This is a genomic window from Duganella sp. HH101 (genome assembly GCF_001758795.1).
GTDB lineage: Bacteria > Pseudomonadota > Gammaproteobacteria > Burkholderiales > Burkholderiaceae_D > Rugamonas > Rugamonas rivuli.
In genome coordinates this window covers 1-20,017 of the sequence record NZ_LRON01000006.1, presented here as the reverse complement: position 1 = coordinate 20,017, position 20,017 = coordinate 1, and the positions used below count along the sequence as shown (strand labels likewise).

The window sequence follows — 20,017 nt, the reverse complement described above, 5'->3', positions numbered from 1 at the left end:
TTAAGCAGCCAGTTCGATCTTCTCGATGACGATGTCTTCCGCCGGCACGTCGGCGAACATGCCGCTGCGGGTGGTTTTGACTTTTTTCATGGCGTCGACCACGTCGGTGCCTTCGATGACTTTACCGAACACGGCATAGCCCCAGCCGTCCTGACCTGGGTAGTCCAGGAAGGAGTTGTTCTTGACGTTGATGAAGAACTGGGCCGATGCCGAGTGCGGCGCCGAGGTGCGGGCCATGGCCAGCGTGTATGGCTCGTTTTTCAGGCCGTTCTTGGCTTCGTTTTCGACGGTGTCGTCGGCCGGTTTCTGCTTCATGCCTGGCTCGAAACCGCCGCCCTGGACCATGAAGCCGTCAATCACGCGGTGGAAGATGGTGTTCGAGTAGTGGCCGGCTTCCATGTATTTCAGGAAGTTGGCGACCGATTTCGGCGCTTTCTCGTCGTTCAGTTCGACGGTCATGTTGCCCATGTTGGTGGTGATGATTACGTTGGTCATTTTTATGTCCTGAGGTAGTTAAAGAAAACGGCAGGCCGCTATTTTACATTTTTGGCTGGATCGGGGTCTTCAAAATCGTCGCCGACTTGATCACGACCGGGATCACCGGGATATTCTGGAAGCTGCCTTTGTCGTCGACCAGCACGCCCTTGATCTTGTCGACCACTTCCTGGCCCTTGATCACTTTGCCGAACACCGTGTAGCCGAAGCCGTCGCGGCCCGGGTAGTTCAGGGCGTCGTTGTCGGACACGTTGATGAAGAACTGCGAGGTGGCGGAATTGGGATCGCCGGTGCGGGCCATGGCCAGCGTGTAGGTGTTGTTGGTCAGGCCGTTCTGCGATTCGATAGGCACCGGCGGGTTGGTTTTCTTTTGCTTGAGCTTTTCATCGAAGCCGCCGCCCTGGATCATGAAGCCGTCGATCACGCGGTGGAAGATGGTGCCCTTGTAGAAGCCGGCCTTCACATAGGTCAGGAAGTTGTCGACCGATTTGGGGGCTTTCTCGTGGTTGAGTTCGACGACGATATCGCCCATCGAGGTCTTGATCTCGACCTGCGGCGTGGCGGTGTTGGCGGCGGCGGTTGCCGAAGCGGCGGCCGGAGCGGCTGCCAGCGCGGCGCCGGACAGGGCGACGCCGGCAAACATGGTCATCAGTTTGGCGAACAGCGATGGCTGAGTTTGGTGCATTGTTACTTCCTCATATAGGTTTTATCAGTGGGAATAGTCAGACTTGCCAAAAATCCTAAGACAGATTGGGTCTATGCTGTTTTTATCAATGCTATACTTGGTCATTCTACCCCTTAGAAGGTGGAAAGAATAACTACCGAGTGTCAGCCGGTCCCCAACGTGATGCGACGAACCAGGTGCGCCCTAACTGCGCCGCGCCCGGTTCTCGTATTGCCTGCGACCGCGACGCGCGCTATATCAAGAACACGCAGAGAATACGCAAGAGCCCGATGAGCAATTTAAAGATTTACAACACGCTGGCGCGTGACAAGCAGACATTCGTTCCCATCGAGGCCGGCAAAGTCCGCATGTACGTCTGCGGCATGACCATCTACGACTACTGCCACATCGGCCACGCCCGCATGATGATGGCGTTCGACGTCATGTACCGCTGGCTGCTGGCGTCCGGCTATGAAGTCACCTACGCCCGCAACATCACCGACATCGACGACAAGATCATCAAGCGCGCGGTCGAGAACGGCGAGACGATCTCGCAGCTGACCACCCGTTTCACGCAATACATGGACGAAGACACCGGCGCGCTGGGCATCCTGCCGGCCACGCTGGTGCCGCGCGCCACCGAGTACGTGCCGCAGATGCTGGCGCTGATCGAAACGCTGGAGAGCAAGGACCTGGCCTACCAGGGCAGCGACGGCGACGTCAACTACGCGGTGCGCAACTTCCCCAACTACGGCCGCCTGTCGGGCAAGTCGCTGGACGACCTGCGCGCCGGCGAGCGCGTCGACGTCAACACCGGCAAGCGCGATCCGTTGGACTTCGTGCTGTGGAAGGCGTCGAAAGAGTCCGAGCCGGACGAGGTCAAGTGGGATTCCAAGTGGGGCAAGGGCCGTCCGGGCTGGCACATCGAGTGCTCCGCCATGTGCTCCGCGCTGCTGGGCGAACACTTCGACATCCACGGCGGCGGCGCCGACCTGCAGTTCCCGCACCATGAAAACGAGATCGCGCAGTCGGAAGGCGCGTTCGGCCGCACCATGGTCAACTACTGGGTGCACAACGGCTTCGTGCGCGTGGATAACGAGAAGATGTCCAAATCGCTGGGCAACTTCTTCACCATCCGCGACGTGCTGAAGAAGTACGACGCCGAAGTGGTGCGCTTCTTCATCCTGCGCGCCCACTACCGCAGCCCGCTGAACTACTCGGACGCCCACCTGGACGACGCCCGCGTCGCGCTGACCCGCCTGTACACGGCGCTGGACGGCGTGGAAGGCGACGGCCTGGCGCTGGACTGGCAGGAAGCGCACGCCGTGCGCTTCGCCGAAGCGATGGACGACGACTTCAACACGCCGGTCGCGCTGGCCGTGCTGTTCGACCTGGTGAGCGAGCTCAACAAGTCGAAATCGCCTGCGATTGCGCGCCAGCTGAAGGCCCTGGCCGGCGTCATCGGCCTGCTGGCCCGCACGCCGCAGCAGTTCCGCCAGGCCGCCGTCGGCGAGACCGACACCGGCGGCGACGCCGCCATCGCGGCCCGGATCGCCCAGCGCATCGAAGCCAAGAAGGCGCGCAACTTCGCCGAATCGGACAAGATCCGCGCCGATCTGCTGGCGGCCGGCATCATCCTCGAAGACAAGCCTGACGGCACGACCAACTGGCGCCGCGCATAATGGTCAGCGCCAAGGATAACGAGGGCGCAGGCGGCCCGGTATCGGCCGTGCCGCCGTACTGGGAAGAGGCCAAGATCGAGCTCATGAAGCGGGACCGCATCATGAAAAAGCTGATCCCGCAATTTGGCGACCTGCACCTGGTCGGCCATGACGACCCGTTTACCACCTTGGCGCGTTCCATCGTCGGCCAGCAAGTGACCACCAAGGCGGCCGACGTCGCCTGGAAAAAGCTGCTGCTGGTCAGCCCGAAATGCTCGCCGGCCCAGATCATCAAGGCTGGCGCCGAGCAATTGGCTGCCTGCGGCCTGTCCAAGCGCAAGACCGAATACATCCTCGACCTGGCCGACCACTTCAAGAACAAGCGCGTCCACACCAGCCAGTGGGACCAGATGGATGACGAAGCCGTCATCGCCGAACTGGTGCAGATCCGCGGCATTGGCCGCTGGACAGCCGAGATGTTTTTGATATTTAATTTGCTGCGACCGAATGTTCTGCCGCTCGACGACCCCGGCCTGATCCAGGGTATCAGCCAGAATTATTTTTCCGGCGAACCCGTTTCGCGCAGCGATGCGCGCGAGGTTTCGGCCAACTGGGAGCCCTGGCGCACCGTCGCCACCTGGTACTTATGGCGTAGTCTGGACCCGGTTGCTGTAGAATAGATGCTCTAATCGCTGTGCGAGGCATGTTTGTGTCCGAAACGTGCCCGCATGGCTGAGAATAATCACGGAGGTACAATGACCAAAACGACTTTCCTCAACTTTGAGCAACCGATCGCCGAACTCGATGGCAAAATCGAAGAGCTGCGTTTCGTCCAGGACGATTCGGCTGTCGACATCTCTGAGGAGATCGACCGTCTGGCCAAAAAGAGCCAGCAACTGACCAAAGACATCTACGCCAAGCTGACCCCTTGGCAGGTGGCGCAGATCGCGCGCCACCCGCAGCGTCCATACACCATGGACTACGTCAACGAAATCTTCACCGACTTCCACGAACTGCACGGCGACCGCAGCTATGCGGACGACCTGTCTGTAGTCGGCGGCCTGGCGCGCTTCAACGGCCAGGCTTGCATGGTCATCGGCCATCAAAAGGGCCGCGACACCAAGGAGCGCGCGATGCGCAACTTCGGCATGCCGAAGCCTGAGGGCTATCGCAAGGCCATGCGCCTGATGAAGCTGGCCGAAAAATTCGGCATCCCGATCTTCACCTTCGTCGACACGCCGGGCGCGTTCCCAGGCATCGACGCTGAAGAGCGCGGCCAGTCGGAAGCGATCGGCCACAACCTGTACGTGATGGCGGAACTGAAAGTGCCGCTGATCGCCACCATCATCGGCGAAGGCGGCTCCGGCGGCGCGCTGGCGATTGCCGTCGGCGACGCGGTGCTGATGCTGCAATACGCGACCTACTCGGTGATCTCGCCGGAAGGCTGCGCATCGATCCTGTGGAAGACCTCCGAACGCGCCGCCGATGCGGCCGAAGCACTGGGCCTGACCGCGCACCGTCTGAAGGCCATGGGCCTGATCGACAAGATCGTCACCGAGCCGCTGGGCGGCGCGCACCGCGATCCGAAACAGATGGCCACGCTGCTCAAGCGCGCGCTGGCCGATTCGCTGCGCCAGTTCCACGGCATGAAGACCAAGGACCTGCTGGAAGCCCGCCACGAGAAGCTGATGAGCTACGGTAAGTTCAAAGAAACCACGCCGCAAGAGTAATCGCGCGCGGCATGACACAACGACCGGGGGCGCATGCCCCCGGTTTGCATTTTGGAGCAGCAATTGAAGAAGCAACAGATCCCGACCCTGACCTCGACCTTTGAACAGGCCGTCGCCGCCGCGCTGGCGCAGCAGGACGCCGCGCCACGCATGGCTGTGGCCCTCAGCGGCGGCCTCGACTCGTCGGCGCTGCTCCACCTGGCGCACGCCTACGCGCAGGCGCATGGCGTGGCCTTGTACGCCTTCCACATCCACCACGGCATCAGCGCCAATGCCGACGCCTGGCTGGCCCACTGCGAGCAGGCCTGCGGCGCGCTGGGCGTGACCTTCGAGGCGCGCCGCGTACAGCTGGCGGACCAGCAGAAGAGCGGCACCGAAGCGGCCGCCCGCAAAGTGCGCTACGCCGCGCTGGGCGCGCTGTGCGCCGCGCACGGCGTGCCGCTGCTGCTGACCGCGCACCACCTCGACGACCAGGCCGAAACCGTGCTGCTGCAACTGCTGCGCGGCTCCGGCCCGGCCGGCCTGTCCGGCATGGACGCCGCCAACGCCGCGCCGGAACTGCTGGCCAATCCCGGCCTGGTGATGGCGCGCCCGCTGCTGCCGGCCTCGCGCAAGCAGCTGTCGGCCTATGTGGCCGAGCACGGCATCGCCTACATCAACGACGAATCCAACGACGACCCGCGCTTCGCCCGCAACGCGCTGCGCCACAAGGTGATGCCGGCGCTGGACCAGGCCTTCCCCGGCTTCCAGGAACGCTTTGCGCGCAGCGCCCAGCACGCGCAGTCGGCCCAGCGCCTGCTGACCGAGCTGGCGCAGCAAGACCTGGCGCAGTGCCTGGTCGACGACTGCATAGCCATCGACCAGCTACGCCTGCTGAGCCTGGACCGCAGCTACAACATGCTGCGCCACTGGTTCGCCACCCGCAAGCTGCGCATGCCGAGCGCAGCCTGGCTGTCCGAAATGCTGGCCCAGCTGCTGGAAGCGCGCGACGGCGCCCAACCTCTGGTAACGCACCCCGATTGCCACGTAAGACGCCACCGCGACCGCCTGCACATCACACCCAAGCTGGCCGACCTGGAGGGCACGCGTGAAGACGAGTTCGACAAAACACCGGGCACCACCTTCCGCTGGAACGGCGAGACGGAACTGGCGTTCCCGGCCTACGGCGGCGTGCTGCATTTCGACGCAGCGGCTGAGGGCGAAGCCGGCCTGGACGGCGACTGGCTGCGCGGCCAGCAATTGCTGATTGAGTTCCGCAAAGGCGGCGAGCGCCTGAAGCCGGCCCACAACCGTCCGACCCGCGGCCTCAAGTACCACTACCAGGCGCTGGACATTCCGGCCTGGGAGCGCTCGCGCTTGCCGGTGCTGAGCGCCGGCAAGCAGGTCTTGTTCGCGGCCGGGGTCGGCATGGACTGCAACCAGCTGGTGGGTGAGGGCGCTTCACGCTGGCGCCTGCGTTGGCAGGCTGTATAGACAACGCCGCCTATCTGCCGAATATTGTATGTAGATATGTCTATTCGGTATGACATTATGAGTTTTTTGACTTGTTATTTTGCAGTGCGACATGTAGAGTTAAGGGTTCCATTTACCTTTATTTGAGCGGAAAACTCACTGTTATGGCTTTAATCGTGCACAAATACGGCGGTACGTCGATGGGTTCGACGGACCGTATCAAGAACGTGGCGCGGCGTGTCGCCAAGTGGCATGACGCCGGGCACCGCATCGTCGTCGTGCCATCGGCAATGTCCGGCGAAACCAATCGCCTGATCGCCCTGGCCAAGGAAATTCAAGAGCAGCCCGACCCGCGTGAACTGGACATGATCGCCTCCACCGGCGAGCAAGTCTCGGTTGGCCTGCTGTCGATGGCGCTGCTGGCGATCGGCAAGAAAGCCGTGTCCTACGCCGGCTGGCAAGTCGCGATTAAAACCGATTCCGCTTTCACCAAGGCCCGCATCCAGTCGATCGACAATGAAAAGGTCAACCGCGACCTGGACGACGGCAAGATCGTCATCATCACCGGCTTCCAGGGCGTGGACGAGGGCGGCAACATCTCGACCCTCGGCCGTGGTGGCTCGGACACTTCCGCCGTGGCGATCGCCGCCGCGATGAAGGCCGACGAATGCCTGATCTTCACCGACGTCGACGGCGTGTACACGACCGATCCGCGCGTGGTGTCGGAAGCGCGCCGCCTGAAGGCGATCACGTTTGAAGAAATGCTGGAACTGGCGTCGCTGGGCTCGAAAGTGCTGCAGACCCGTTCGGTCGAATTCGCCGGTAACTACCGCGTGCCGACCCGCGTTCTGTCGTCGCTGACCGACCCCATGCTGGACCTGGAAGTAGAAGCCAACTCGGGCACCCTGATTTCGTTTGAGGAAGACACACATATGGAACAAGCAGTCATCTCCGGTATCGCGTTCAACCGCGATGAGGCCAAAATCACCGTACTGGGCGTGCCAGACCGTCCGGGCGTGGCGTACCACATCCTGGGCCCGGTGGCCGATGCCAACATCGAAGTCGACATGATCATCCAGAACCAGTCGGTCGACGGCAAGACCGACTTCACCTTCACCGTCTCGCGCAACGACTACCAGCGCGCCGTGGACGTGCTGAACGGCACCAAGGAAGAGCTCGGTGCTGCCAGCATCACCGGCGACGCCAAGGTATCGAAGATCTCCGTGGTCGGCGTCGGCATGCGTTCGCACGTGGGCGTGGCGTCGCAGATGTTCCGCACCTTGTCGGAAGAGGGCATCAACATCATGATGATCTCGACGTCGGAGATCAAAATCTCCGTGCTGATCGACGAAAAATACATGGAACTGGCCGTTCGCGCGCTGCACAAAGCGTTCGAATTGGAAAAGGCATAATTTTTCAAAAAATATCGTCACCTAGCCTTGACCAAATGTGTCTCGGTCTATACTATGACGGTCGTCTGCTCTAGCGCAGTTTGGCAGAAAAGACATAGTTGAGTAATCGACTAGGAGACGTGGCCGAGTGGCCGAAGGCACATCCCTGCTAAGGATGCATACGGCTTATACCTGTATCGTGGGTTCGAATCCCACCGTCTCCGCCAGTATTTTTAAAAACCCGCTTCGGCGGGTTTTTTCATTTCTGCCCATCCCTCCTGCGCCGTGCGCGCTGCCTGCACCAATCATTTTTGCAACATAAACAGAGTTGCAATGTCAAAAAAGAATGTGTTTTTACGAAGCTTATGACTTTTGTAAGTTGCCATTGTATAATCCTAATCCTTCAACTGATTGCATAATAGCAACTGAGGGGCGCGTCGGCAGGCGCGGAAAGCCAAGGGAAGAAGCGGGCGCTGCAGTGTCCCGACAAGTACGACTATAGAAGTTTTTTCGCTTAACTATGCTGTAGGCGCACCGGTGGTTCGGAGGCGCTACGGATCTGATTCGGGGATAGTAATGCAGGGGAAAATAGAAGTAGCTGGTATGGGCGTGGAGCAAGGCTCCACCCAGTTTCAGGAATTCGAACGTCATGAATCCAACGTTCGCTCGTATTGCCGCGACTTTCCGGCGTTGTTTTTCCGCGCCAAGGGATCGGAAATATTCAGCGTCGATCAACAGTCCCGCATCGATTTCTTCATGGGAGCCGGCGCGCTCAACTACGGCCATAACAGCGAACCGCTGAAGCGCGCGCTGCTTTCCTACATCGAGGATGACGGCATTTCGCACAGCCTGGACTTCTACACCCAGGCCAAGCAGGCGTTCATCGTCGCATTCCAGGAGCGGATACTGCAACCGCGCGGCTTGCGCTACAAGCTGCAATTCACCGGGCCGACCGGCACCAATGCCGTCGAGGCCGCGCTCAAGCTGGCGCGCAAAGTCACCGGGCGCACCAACGTCATCGCCTTCAGCAACGCCTTCCACGGCATGAGCCTGGGCTCGCTGGCCGTGACGGCCTCGCCCAAGAAGCGGCAGGGAGCGGGGCTGCCGCTGACCGATGTCGCCTTCATGCCTTACGATGGCTACCTCGGCGACGGCGTCGACAGCATCGACTATATCGCCCGCATGCTGGCGCCGGGCAGCGGCATCGATGCCCCGGCCGCCTTTATCGTTGAAACCATCCAGGGCGAAGGCGGCCTGCGCCATGCCAGTGCGGCGTGGATGCGCCGCCTGGCGGCGCTGGCGCAGCGTTGCGGCGCCCTGCTGGTGGTCGACGACATCCAGTCCGGTTGCGGCCGCAGCGGCCGTTTCTTCAGCTTTGAAGAGATGGACATCGTGCCCGACATCGTCTGCCTGTCCAAGTCGCTCAGCGGCTACGGCACGCCGTTGTCGGTGAACCTGATCAAGCCCCAGCATGACATCTGGGAAGCAGGCGAACACAACGGCACCTTCCGCGGCAATAACCAGGCCTTCGTCACCGCCAAGGCGGCCATCGACGAATTCTGGAGCGGCCGCCAGTTTGAAATCGCGCTCGGCGGCAAGATCGCCTATCTGACGGACCGTCTGGAGCGCAGCGTCGCGCGGATACTGCCCCAGGTGCCGCAAGCCGCGCGCCGCGGCCGCGGTTTCATGCAGGGCATCGCCCTCGGCGACGGCGAACTGAGCCAGCTGGTATCGCAGCTGGCCTTCCAGTCCGGCCTGATTGCCGAAACCTGCGGCGTCAACGGCGAGGTGGTCAAGCTGCTGCCCGCCCTGACCATCGACGATCGCACGCTGGCCAACGGGCTGGACTTGCTGGACCGGGCGCTCGATCTCGCTATCGCCCAGCGCGCCGCCTGACAGCGGGCGGCCGGCTCACTCTCATTGAAATGATGCGGACATGAAGACCATAGTTTACCTATACAAACAGTCCTGGCAGTTGTTCTGGCTGGCGACGGTGCTGGCGCTGGTGGGAGGGCTGAGCGGGGCGGGGGTGATCGCCTCCGTCGGCAAGGGTATCCATGGCGACGCCGACTACGGCAAGCTGGGCGTCTCGTTTTTTGCGCTGGCGTTCTTGCAGCTGGTCTGCAGCTCGCTGTCGGCCACGGCCCTGCTGCGCTCGACCCAGCGGGCGATCTTCCGCATGCGGGTGGACATGAGCCAGAAGCTGCTGCACACGCCGTTCAAGAAGCTGCAGGAAATGGGCAAGCCGGCGCTGTTGACGATCATGACGGACGACATCAACACCTTCGTCATGGCGTTCACGCTGGTGCCCAAGGCGCTCAGCGACATCACGATCATCCTGGCCTGCCTGGGCTACATGGCGTGGCTGTCCTGGCAGCTGTTCCTGATGTTTACGCTGTCGGTGATCGCGCTGCTGGTGACTTACACTTTGCTGGAACGTATACCGGGCCGTAACATGGTGGCCCTGCGCACCCACGTCGGCACGCTTTACGGCAATTTCCGCGGGCTGATCGAGGGGAGCAAGGAATTGCAGCTCAATTCCATGCGCGGCAACCATTTCGTTGACCGGGTGATTGCGCCGACCGCAGGCAATCTGAAGGATTCCTTTGTGGTCGGCATGACCCAATACACCTGGGTGGCCAACGCCGGCGTGATGATGATGTATTCGATCATCGGGCTGCTGGTGTTCGTGATACCCGCCTGGTTCCCGCAGCAGGCCGAAAGCGTCGCCGCGGTCACGTTGATCACGCTGTTCATCATGAATCCGATCGGGGACTTGATGTCGCTGCTGCCGGCCCTGCGGCGCGCCAACATCGCACTGGGCAAGATCCAGGAACTGGACGGCACGCTGCCCGCGCTCGGCGCGGGCGAGGCGCCCGCCAATCCCTTCGGCAGTTACGACAAAGTCTTGCTGGAGTTGAAGGGCGTCTGCCACAGCTATCCCAGCGCGAAGAATGACAGCCAATTCATGCTCGGTCCGATCGACCTGACGATCCGCAAAGGCGAGATCGTCTTCATCGTCGGCGGCAACGGCTGCGGCAAAACCACCCTGTCCATGCTGCTGCTTGGCCTGTATGAGCCCGAGGCCGGCCACATGGCGATGAACGGCACGCCGGTCACGCAGCGCAATGTGGCCCATTATCGCCAGTATTTTTCCGCCGTGTTCGCTGACTTCCACCTGTTCGAAGAACTGCTGGTCCATGACACGGCCGAGCTGAAACAGCGCACCACCCGCTATCTGCACGATCTGGGGCTGGGCGAGAAGGTCAGCGTCGAAGATGGAAAATTCTCGACGATCAACCTGTCCTCCGGCCAGCGCAAACGGCTGGCGCTGATCGCCTCCTACATCGAGGACCGGTCGGTCTATCTGTTCGATGAATGGGCTGCGGATCAGGACCCGGAATTCAAGGAAGTGTTTTACAGGGCCATTCTGCCGGACCTGAAGCGACGCGGGAAGACGGTCATCGCCATCACCCACGACGATAAATATTTCGACAGCGCCGACCATATCGTCAAATTGCGCGACGGCCAGATCGTCACCAGCGATGCCGCGCGGCACACGGATTTTTCTGACGACCAACTTGCATACGAATAGGATTTTTATGCAACCAGTAAAGTGGTATATCCAGCAACCGGCCCCCGCCGCGTCGCTGCGGCTCTATTGTTTTTCCTACGCGGGCGGCAGCGCCGCCAGCTACCACGGCTGGCAGGCGGCGCTGGGCCCCGGCGTGGAGGTCTGCGCCATTCAGTTGCCGGGACGTGGCAACCGCTTCAGCGAACAGCCCTATACCTCGCTGCAGGGCCTGGTGCGCGACCTGGCCCAGATGCTGCAGCAGCAGAACAGCAAGCTGCCGTTCGCCTTCTTCGGGCACAGCCTGGGGGCGCTGGTGTCGTTCGAACTGGCGCGCTATTGCCACCATCATTATCTGGCGATGCCGGAACAGCTGTTCGTATCCGGATGCGACGCGCCGCAGCATCGCAGTCCGTCGAAGGGCTTGTACAAGATGCCGGACGACGAATTGATCGTCGCCCTGCAGGAATATAACGGGACGCCGCCTGAAATCCTGGCGCATCAGGAATTGATGGCCCTGATGCTGCCCGTGATCCGCGCCGATTTTTCCCTGGCCGAAGACTATCAGTATCGCCCCGGCGCGCAGCTGAAGATTCCGCTGACGGTGCTGGTCGGAAAACTCGACGATCACATCCAGCCGGAGCAGGTCGATGGCTGGCAAAAGGAAAGTTCGGCCGCGTGCGTGACGAAATGGTTCGAAGGCGACCACTTCTTCATCAACAGCGAGCGTGAGCAGGTGCTGGAGTTCCTGCGGGCCGAGTTGAATACGTTGCAGTACGCCTGACAGGGCAGGTCTTTTCATTCATCTTTTTTGTTTGGGGGCGTGTATTTGAATAGATAACGAATTGAGGCTGTTTGAATTTGACTGAATAGATTTTCAATAACCGATAGGAGCGATGATGTCTTTTAATGCTAAGTCCGAAGATGAACTGTATGACGTAGTCATGAACGAAGAAGAGCAATACTCCATCTGGGCGGTAGGCAAGGCCATGCCGCTGGGTTGGAAGGCTGTAGGCAAGCAGGGCCCGAAGGCGGAATGCCTGGAATACATCAAGGAAGTCTGGACCGATATGCGTCCGCTGTCGCTGCGCAAGCAGATGGCAGAAGCCGTGAATTGAATCCGGCGAAGGCAGGAGGGCGGCATTCCCCGGCGCCCTCCTGTTTTTTTGCCTGTCCGGATAGCCGGCGCCGGCGGCATGGACACGGCGGCGTAGACAGTTATATTCACCCTCGGGAAATGCTGCGGCATTTCGCACCTTGATCGTTTGGTTGATAATGGATGCTATAAAAAAGTCGAACTTTTCAACGTTACTGGAACTGCTGGAGTTTCGCGCTGGCGAGCTCTCCGGCACGATGGATGCCACGGCCTTCACCTATCTCGGCGACGGCGAAAACGTTAGTGACAAGGCGACTTTTTATGAGTTGGCGCAGCGGGCGAAGAGCATCGCGGCCCATCTTCAGCGATGCTGCCAGCCGGGCGACAGGGTGCTGCTGGTGTACCCGCCGGGCTTGGATTACATCGCGGCGTTTTACGGCTGCGTCTATGCCGGCGTGATCGCGGTGCCGGCCTTGCCGCCTTCGAATGCGCGGACCTTTCCGCGTCTGCAGCTGATCGCCAGGGAGTCGACGCCGCGCGTCGCGCTCGGCCCGGCGGCGATCGCGGCCAAGGTCGACAGCTACCAGACGGATTTTGGCGCGCTGTTCGAAGACCTGAATTGGATCAGCACCGATCAACTGCCGGATGCATCGGCGGACTGGCGCCCGCCCGCCGTGCAGGCCGCCGACATCGTCTTCCTGCAATACACATCGGGATCGACCGGCAAGCCCAAGGGCGTGATGGTCAGCCACGGCAATCTGCTGGCCAACGTGGCGTTGAGCCAGGTCGTCTACGGGATCTATCCCGGCGATGTCTTTGTTTCATGGCTGCCGCCGCATCATGATTTCGGCCTGATCGGCAGCATCGTCTTCCCCGTGTTTGTCGGGTGCCATTGCGTCCAGTTTCCGCCTGCCGCGTTCATGATGCGGCCGTTCCGGTGGCTCAAGGCGCTGTCCGATTACCGCGCCAAGATGACGGGCGCGCCGAACTTCGCCTATGAATTGTGCGTCGAAAAGATCGACCCGGCGCAGAAGCGCCTGCTCGATCTGTCGGCGCTGGAGGTGGCGGTCAATGGCGCGGAGCGCATCCGCCACAGCACCATCACCGGCTTCTTTGAAGCGTTCGCGGAATGCGGCCTGCAGCCGGGCGCGCTGACGCCCGCCTATGGCCTGGCCGAATCGACCTTGCTGGTCTCGGCCAACGCGATGCGGGCGCGCTCGGCGATGCCGGACTGTTTGTCGCTGAGCAAAGCCGCGCTGGCGGCAGGCAACGCGGTTGTCGTCGATGCGGGCCACGCCGGCGATCGGCTGGAGTTCCTGTCCACCGGCTTGGCGGAGAAAAACGAGCACCAGGCCATCATCGTCGCGCCGGATTCCCGCGTTCGCCTGGATGAGGGGGGCGTGGGCGAAATCTGGCTGCGCGGACCGTCGGTGGCTGGCGGCTACTGGAACCGGCAGGAAGAAAGCGTGGCGACCTTCGGCGCGACGCTGGCAGGGGAAACGCTGCCGTATTTGCGCACCGGCGACTTGGGTTTCATCCATCAGCGGCACTTGTACATCGTCGGTCGAATTAAAGAAATGATGATCTTTAATGGCCGGAATGTTTACCCGCAGGACATTGAGGCATCGGTAGAGCAACTGGACGGCGCGTTCCGCAGCAACGGCTGCGCCGCGTTTTCGGTGGACGTCGGCAACCGGTCGCGACTGGTTCTGGTGCAAGAGCTTGAATCCCGCCGCGCTCCGGAATTGTCTACGCTGTTGCGAACGATACGCGAGGATCTTGCCGAGCGGCACGAATTATTTGATCTGCACGCGGTGGTCCTGGTCAAGGCGGGCCGCTTGCCCCGCACATCGAGCGGAAAAATCCAGCGCAGCCGTTGCCGGGAGCTGTACCTGTCGGGTGAGTTTGATGTCATCTGGCAGTGGCAAGCAGGCCTGCGCAATGATAGGGGCAGCGCGCCCTTCGTCGCGCCCACAACCGAGGCCGAGCAGCACATCGCAGCCATCTGGCAGACGCTGTTCGACGTTTCCCGGATCAGCGTGCATGACGACTTTTTTGAGTTGGGCGGCCATTCTTTGCTCGCTACTCAGCTGGTTTCGCGAATCAGGGACGGGCTGGAAGTCGAGTTGCCGCTGCGTGCCTTGTTCGAGGCGCCTACCGTGGCATCGCTGGCGCGCATGGTGGAATCGGCGCGGCGCGGCCTGACGACGCCGCCGATAACGCGGATTGAGCATCAAGGCCAAGTGCCGCTGTCGTTCGCGCAGCAGCGGCTGTGGTTCCTCGACCAGTTCGAGCCGGGCAGCGCGTTCTACAATATTCCGGCGGCGGTCCGCCTGAACGGACAACTCGACGCGCCGGCGCTGCAGCGCGCGCTGAACGAGATCGTGCGCCGCCACGAAGCCTTGCGTACCCGCTTTGCCAGCGTGGACGGCACGCCGGTGCAGGTGATCGCACCGGAATTACAACTGGCGCTCGATGTCGCCGACCTGTCGGAGCTGCCTTCGGCTGAACGCGATGCCAAGGCGCATTGGCTAGTGCAGGACGAGGCGCAGACGCCGTTCGACCTGGCCACCGGTCCGCTGATCCGCGCGCGCCTGCTGCGTCTGGGCGAGTCGGAGCATATCGTGCTGCTGACGATGCACCACATCGTCTCGGACGGCTGGTCGATCGGCGTTCTGGTGCAGGAAGTGGCCGCGCTGTACGGCGCCTACGTACAGCAGCAGCCATCGCCGCTGCCGGAACTGCCGATCCAGTACGCCGACTTCGCGCACTGGCAGCGCCAGTGGCTCAGCGGCGACGTGCTGCAACAGCAGCTCGATTACTGGCAAGGCCACCTGACGGGCGCGCCGGCCTTGCTGACGCTGCCGACGGACCACCCGCGTCCCGTGCATCAAAGCCATCGCGGCGCGACGCAGCCGCTCGTGCTGTCGGCCACCACCACGGCCGGCCTCAATGACCTGAGCCGCCGTGTACAAGCCACCTTGTTCATGACGCTGACGGCGGCCTTCAACGTGCTGCTGTCGCGTTACGCCGGCCAGGACGACATCTGCATCGGCACGCCAATCGCCAACCGCAACCGCGCGGAGACGGAAGGGCTGATCGGCTTCTTCGTCAACACGCTGGTGCTGCGCACGCAAGTCGATCACGGCGCCAGTTTCCTGCAACTGCTCGACCATGTACGCGGCAACACGCTGGACGCGTACGCGCACCAGGACGTACCGTTCGAACAACTGGTCGAAGTGCTCAAGCCCGAGCGCCACACCAGCCATTCGCCGCTGTTCCAGGTGATGCTGGCATTGCAGAACGCGCCGATGGACGCGCTCACGCTGCCCGGCCTGACCTTGCAGACCATGAACGATGAGAGCGCACAGGCCAAGTTCGACCTGACGTTCACGTTCACGGAGGACTCCGGATGCCTGAACGGCAGCATCAGCTACAACACCGACCTGTTCGAGCCATCGACGATGGCGCGCATGGCTGGGCACTTCACGCGCTTGCTGGAGGCGATCGTGGCCAGCCCTGAGCGCCGCATCCAGGACCTGGACATGCTGGATGACGCCGAACGCCATCAACTGCTGGTGGAGTGGAACGAGACGACGACTGCCGGTGTGCCGGCTGGGACCATCCACGCGCTGTTCGAGCAGCGCGCGTTTACGTCGCCCGACAGCGTGGCGCTGGAGTATGAGGATGCGTCGCTGACGTATGGCGAACTCAATGCGCGCGCCAACCGCCTGGCGCACCACCTGCGTACACTGGGCGTCGGTCCGGATGTGCTGGTGGGCCTGTGCGTCGAGCGTTCGCTGGAAATGATCGTCGGCCTGCTGGCGATCCTGAAGGCCGGCGGCGCTTACGTGCCGCTGGACCCGGCCTATCCGGCCGACCGCCTGGCCTACATGCTGGAAGACGCGTCGCCTGCGGTGCTGCTGACGCAACAGCACCTGTTGTCGGCGCTGCCGGCCGGCGATGTACCGGTGTTCCTGCTGGATGCCGACGCAGCGTCTCTGGATGCCTGCGACGCCACCAATCCGTCCAGCGAGACGCAGGCGGGCAACCTGGCCTACGTGATCTACACGTCCGGTTCGACCGGACGGCCGAAGGGCGTGGCGATCACCCGTGCCAGCCTGAATAATCTCATCGCATGGCATTGCCGGACCTTTGCGCTGAGCGAAGGCACTCGCTCGTCGACCACAGCGAGCATTGCGTTTGACGCCTGCACATGGGAAGTCTGGCCGCCGTTGTGCAGCGGCGGAAGTCTGATCCTGCCGCCGCATTTATGCGCAAAAGATCCGGAGTATCTGCTCAGCTGGTGGAGCGAAGCGCGCCTGGACGTCAGCTTCCTGACGACGCCACTGGCGGAGATGGCGATGGCGCGCGGTTATGAAGTGGCGTCGTTGCGGCATCTGCTGATCGGTGGCGACGCTCTGCGACAGCGACCTGCTGCCTGGCCAGCTTACGCGCTGGTGAATAATTACGGTCCTACCGAAAATACCGTAGTGGCGACTTCCGGTGTGTTGCATGCCACCGACATGGTCCTGCACATCGGCCGTCCTATCGCCAATACGCAAATTCATATTCTCGATACGGGGCTGAACCCTGTGCCGGTGGGCGTTGCGGGCGAGCTGCATATCGCCGGCGATGGCCTGGCACGCGGTTACGTCAACCGTGGCGACCTGACGGCGGACAAATTCATACCCAATCCGTTCGGCGTTGCGGGCAGCCGCATGTACAAGTCGGGCGACCTGGCCCGTTATCTGCAGGATGGCAGCATCGAATACCTGGGGCGCATCGACCATCAGGTCAAGCTGCGCGGCTTCCGCATCGAGCTCGGTGAAATCGAGGCCGCGCTGGCGGCGTTGGAGCCGGTGCGCGAAGCACTGGTGCTGGCGCGTGAAGACGTGGCGGGCGACAAGCGGCTGGTCGCGTATCTGGTCGCGCACGACGACGCACAACTGCCGGAAACGAAAGGGCTGCGCGCCGCCTTGCTGGCGTCGCTGCCGGAGTACATGGTGCCGGCGCACTTCATGGTGCTGGAGCAGATGCCACTGACGCCGAACGGCAAAGTGGATCGCAAAGCCTTGCCGGCGCCTGACATGTCGCGCAGCGAGGACGGCTACGTGGCACCGCGCACCGCGGCCGAGGAGATCATGGCGGGCATCTGGGCCGGCGTGCTCCGGCTTGACAAAGTGGGCGTGCACCACAACTTCTTCGCGCTGGGGGGCCATTCGCTGCTGGCGACGCAGCTGGTGTCGCAGATCCGTGGCGCGTTCGAAATCGAACTGCCGCTGCGGGTGGTGTTCGAAGCACCGACGGTCGCCGGCCTGCTGGCGCGCATGGCATCTGCACAGCGTGGCCTGACCGCGACAACTCTGGCGCCGGTCGAACGCAAAGAAGGCATGCCGCTGTCGTTCTCGCAGCAGCGCCTGTGGTTCCTCGACCAGTTCGAGTCGGGCAGCGCGTTCTACAATATTCCGGCGGCGGTCCGCCTGAACGGACAGCTCGACGCGACGGCGTTGCAGCGCGCGTTGAACGAGATCGTACGCCGCCATGAAGCCCTGCGCACGCGCTTTGCCAGCGTGGACGGCACGCCGGTGCAGGTGATTGTGCCTACGCTGGAGCTGGCGTTGGAGAGCACCGATCTGTCGGACTTGCCGCATGCGGAGCGCGATGCCAAGGCGCAGTGGCTGGTGCAGGACGAGGCGCAGACAGCGTTCGACCTGGCCACCGGCCCACTGATCCGCGCGCGCCTGCTGCGCATGAGCGACTCGGAGCACATCGTTCTGCTGACGATGCACCACATTGTCTCCGACGGCTGGTCCATCGGCGTTCTTGTGAACGAGGTGGCCGCGCTGTACGGCGCATACGTCCAGCAGCATCCATCGCCATTGCCTGAACTGCCGATCCAGTACGCCGACTTCGCGCACTGGCAGCGCCAGTGGCTCAGCGGCCAGGTGCTGCAACAGCAGCTCGATTACTGGCAAGGCCACCTGACGGGCGCGCCGGCTTTACTGACGCTGCCGACGGACCACCCGCGCCCCGTGCATCAGACCCATCGCGGCGCGACGCAGCCGCTCACACTGTCGGCCACCACCACGGCGGCCCTCAATGCGCTGAGCCGCCAGAAGCACAGCACGCTGTTCATGACGCTGACGGCGGCCTTCAACGTGCTGCTGTCGCGTTACGCTGGACAGGACGACATCTGCATCGGCACGCCGATCGCCAACCGCAACCGCGCGGAGACGGAAAGGCTGATCGGCTTCTTCGTCAACACCTTGGTGCTGCGCACGCAAGTCGATCACGGCGCCAGCTTCCTGCAATTGCTCGACCATGTACGCGGCAACACGTTGGACGCGTATGCGCACCAGGACGTGCCATTCGAGCAGTTGGTCGAGATGCTCAAGCCGGAGCGCCACACCAGCCATTCGCCGCTGTTCCAGGTGATGCTGGCGTTGCAGAACGCGCCAATGGACACACTCACGTTGCCGGGCCTGACCCTGCAGGCCATGGGTGGCGAGGGCGTACAGGCCAAGTTCGACCTGACGTTCACGTTCACGGAGGAAGCCGGACGCCTGAACGGCAGCATCAGCTATAACACCGACCTGTTCGAGCCATCGACGATGGCGCGCATGGCGGCGCACTTCACGCGCTTGCTGGAGGCGATCGTAGCCAACCCTGAGCGCCGCATCCAGGACCTGGACATGCTGGATGACGCCGAGCGCCATCAACTGCTGGTGGAGTGGAACGAGACGACGACTGCCGGTGTGCCGGCTGGGACCATCCACGCGCTGTTCGAGCAGCGCGCGGCGGCCTCGCCGGATCGGGTGGCGCTGGAGTATGACAACGTATCGCTGACCTACGGCGAACTCAATGCGCGTGCCAACCGCCTGGCGCACCACCTGCGCACGCTGGGCGTCGGTCCGGATGTGCTGGTGGGCCTGTGCGTGGAGCGTTCGCTGGAGATGATGGTAGGCCTGTTGGCCGTGTTGAAAGCCGGCGGCGCCTATGTGCCGCTGGACCCGGCCTATCCGGCCGATCGCCTGGCCCACATGCTGGAGGACGCGGCGCCTGCGGTGCTGCTGACCCAGCAACGCTTGCTGGCCTCACTGCCTGCCAGCGAAGTGCCGGTATTCCTGCTCGACGCCGACGCGGCGTCGCTGGATGGCTGCGACGCCACCAATCCGTCCAGCGAAACGCAGGCCGGCAATCTGGCCTACGTGATCTACACCTCCGGTTCGACGGGACGTCCGAAAGGCGTGACTATCGCGCATGGTTCGGCGTTGAATCTGCTCGATGGCCTGGTCAGTACCGCGTATGCGCAGTTCGGCGACCTGGCCGGCGTGCGGGTGAGCCAGAATGCATCGTTGTCGTTTGACGCATCGGTCCAGCAATGGCTGTTGCTGACGCAAGGCGTGACGCTTTGCCCGATCCCTGATCAGGTGCGCAGCGACGGCGAGCAACTGGCGCAGACCATCAAGCAACTGCGTCTGGATGTCTTCGACTGCACGCCGTCCCAGCTGGGCTTACTGCTGCAAGCGGCCGGTGCGGACGCATTGCCTTCCTGCCTGCTGATCGGTGGCGAAGCCATCCCGCAGCAGCTGTGGGAACAGCTGAAACAAGCGCCGGCCAAGCGCAGCTTCAACGTCTACGGCCCGACCGAGGCCACCGTGGACACGACCGTGTGCGCCATCGCGGACGCCGGCGAGGTACCGGTGCTTGGCCGGCCGATCGGCAATGCGCAGATATATCTGCTGGATGCGGGCCTCAATCCCGTGCCGGTAGGCGTGGCGGGCGAGCTGCATATCGCCGGCGCCGGGCTGGCGCGCGGCTACCTGAATCGTGCCGACCTGACGGCGGACAAGTTCGTGCCGAATCCGTTCGGCGAGGCCGGATCGCGCATGTACAAATCGGGCGACTTGGCGCGCTAGCTGGAAGACGGCAGCATCGAGTATCTCGGCCGTAT

12 protein-coding genes and 1 tRNA gene are annotated in these 20,017 nt (G+C 62.5%); 11 read left to right on the top strand and 2 right to left on the bottom strand.

The features are described 5' to 3' along the window. Together DUGA2_RS11315 and DUGA2_RS11310 are read right to left on the bottom strand one after the other, a co-directional pair. Positions 1-495: a peptidylprolyl isomerase gene (locus DUGA2_RS11315; RefSeq protein WP_070269388.1), complete on the bottom strand. Its 495-nt coding sequence runs from the start codon at positions 493-495 to the stop codon at positions 1-3. 43 nt (positions 496-538) lie between these two features. Next, complete coding sequence (locus DUGA2_RS11310) at positions 539-1,180, bottom strand: peptidylprolyl isomerase (RefSeq protein ID WP_070269387.1); 642 nt, start codon at positions 1,178-1,180, stop codon at positions 539-541. A gap of 269 nt (positions 1,181-1,449) precedes the next feature. Between DUGA2_RS11310 and cysS the strand changes: the two genes are divergently transcribed. The 11 genes from cysS (at position 1,450) to DUGA2_RS11255 (ending at position 19,982) form a co-directional block, all read left to right on the top strand. Beyond that, complete coding sequence (gene cysS, locus DUGA2_RS11305) at positions 1,450-2,841, top strand: cysteine--tRNA ligase (protein WP_070269386.1); 1,392 nt, start codon at positions 1,450-1,452, stop codon at positions 2,839-2,841. Then, positions 2,841-3,500: a DNA-3-methyladenine glycosylase gene (locus DUGA2_RS11300; protein WP_070269385.1), complete on the top strand. Its 660-nt coding sequence runs from the start codon at positions 2,841-2,843 to the stop codon at positions 3,498-3,500. Before cysS ends, DUGA2_RS11300 begins: the two co-directional genes overlap by 1 nt. 75 nt (positions 3,501-3,575) lie before the next feature. Continuing rightward, on the top strand, positions 3,576-4,550 hold the full coding sequence (locus DUGA2_RS11295; protein ID WP_008447525.1) for an acetyl-CoA carboxylase carboxyltransferase subunit alpha: 975 nt from the start codon (positions 3,576-3,578) through the stop codon (positions 4,548-4,550). A gap of 63 nt (positions 4,551-4,613) precedes the next feature. After that, positions 4,614-6,023: a tRNA lysidine(34) synthetase TilS gene (tilS, locus tag DUGA2_RS11290; RefSeq protein ID WP_070269384.1), complete on the top strand. Its 1,410-nt coding sequence runs from the start codon at positions 4,614-4,616 to the stop codon at positions 6,021-6,023. A 143-nt stretch (positions 6,024-6,166) separates the two neighbouring features. Beyond that, a complete protein-coding gene (locus tag DUGA2_RS11285; protein WP_008447528.1) occupies positions 6,167-7,414 on the top strand; it encodes an aspartate kinase in 1,248 nt (415 codons plus the stop codon). A gap of 113 nt (positions 7,415-7,527) precedes the next feature. Continuing rightward, positions 7,528-7,620: transfer RNA gene (locus DUGA2_RS11280), tRNA-Ser, on the top strand. A gap of 349 nt (positions 7,621-7,969) precedes the next feature. Continuing rightward, complete coding sequence (gene ectB, locus DUGA2_RS11275; RefSeq protein WP_210402553.1) at positions 7,970-9,289, top strand: diaminobutyrate--2-oxoglutarate transaminase; 1,320 nt, start codon at positions 7,970-7,972, stop codon at positions 9,287-9,289. 40 nt (positions 9,290-9,329) lie between these two features. Continuing rightward, the gene (locus tag DUGA2_RS11270; protein WP_070269382.1) at positions 9,330-10,988 is read left to right on the top strand and encodes a cyclic peptide export ABC transporter; all 1,659 of its coding nucleotides are present in this window, start codon (positions 9,330-9,332) and stop codon (positions 10,986-10,988) included. A gap of 7 nt (positions 10,989-10,995) precedes the next feature. Continuing rightward, positions 10,996-11,748: a thioesterase II family protein gene (locus DUGA2_RS11265; protein WP_070269381.1), complete on the top strand. Its 753-nt coding sequence runs from the start codon at positions 10,996-10,998 to the stop codon at positions 11,746-11,748. Between the two features lie 115 nt (positions 11,749-11,863). Continuing rightward, complete coding sequence (locus tag DUGA2_RS11260; protein ID WP_008447535.1) at positions 11,864-12,082, top strand: MbtH family NRPS accessory protein; 219 nt, start codon at positions 11,864-11,866, stop codon at positions 12,080-12,082. 157 nt (positions 12,083-12,239) lie between these two features. After that, positions 12,240-19,982 (top strand): non-ribosomal peptide synthetase, encoded by a 7,743-nt coding sequence (locus DUGA2_RS11255; protein ID WP_229214666.1) that lies wholly within the window; start codon positions 12,240-12,242, stop codon positions 19,980-19,982. Positions 19,983-20,017: the final 35 nt, after the last annotated feature.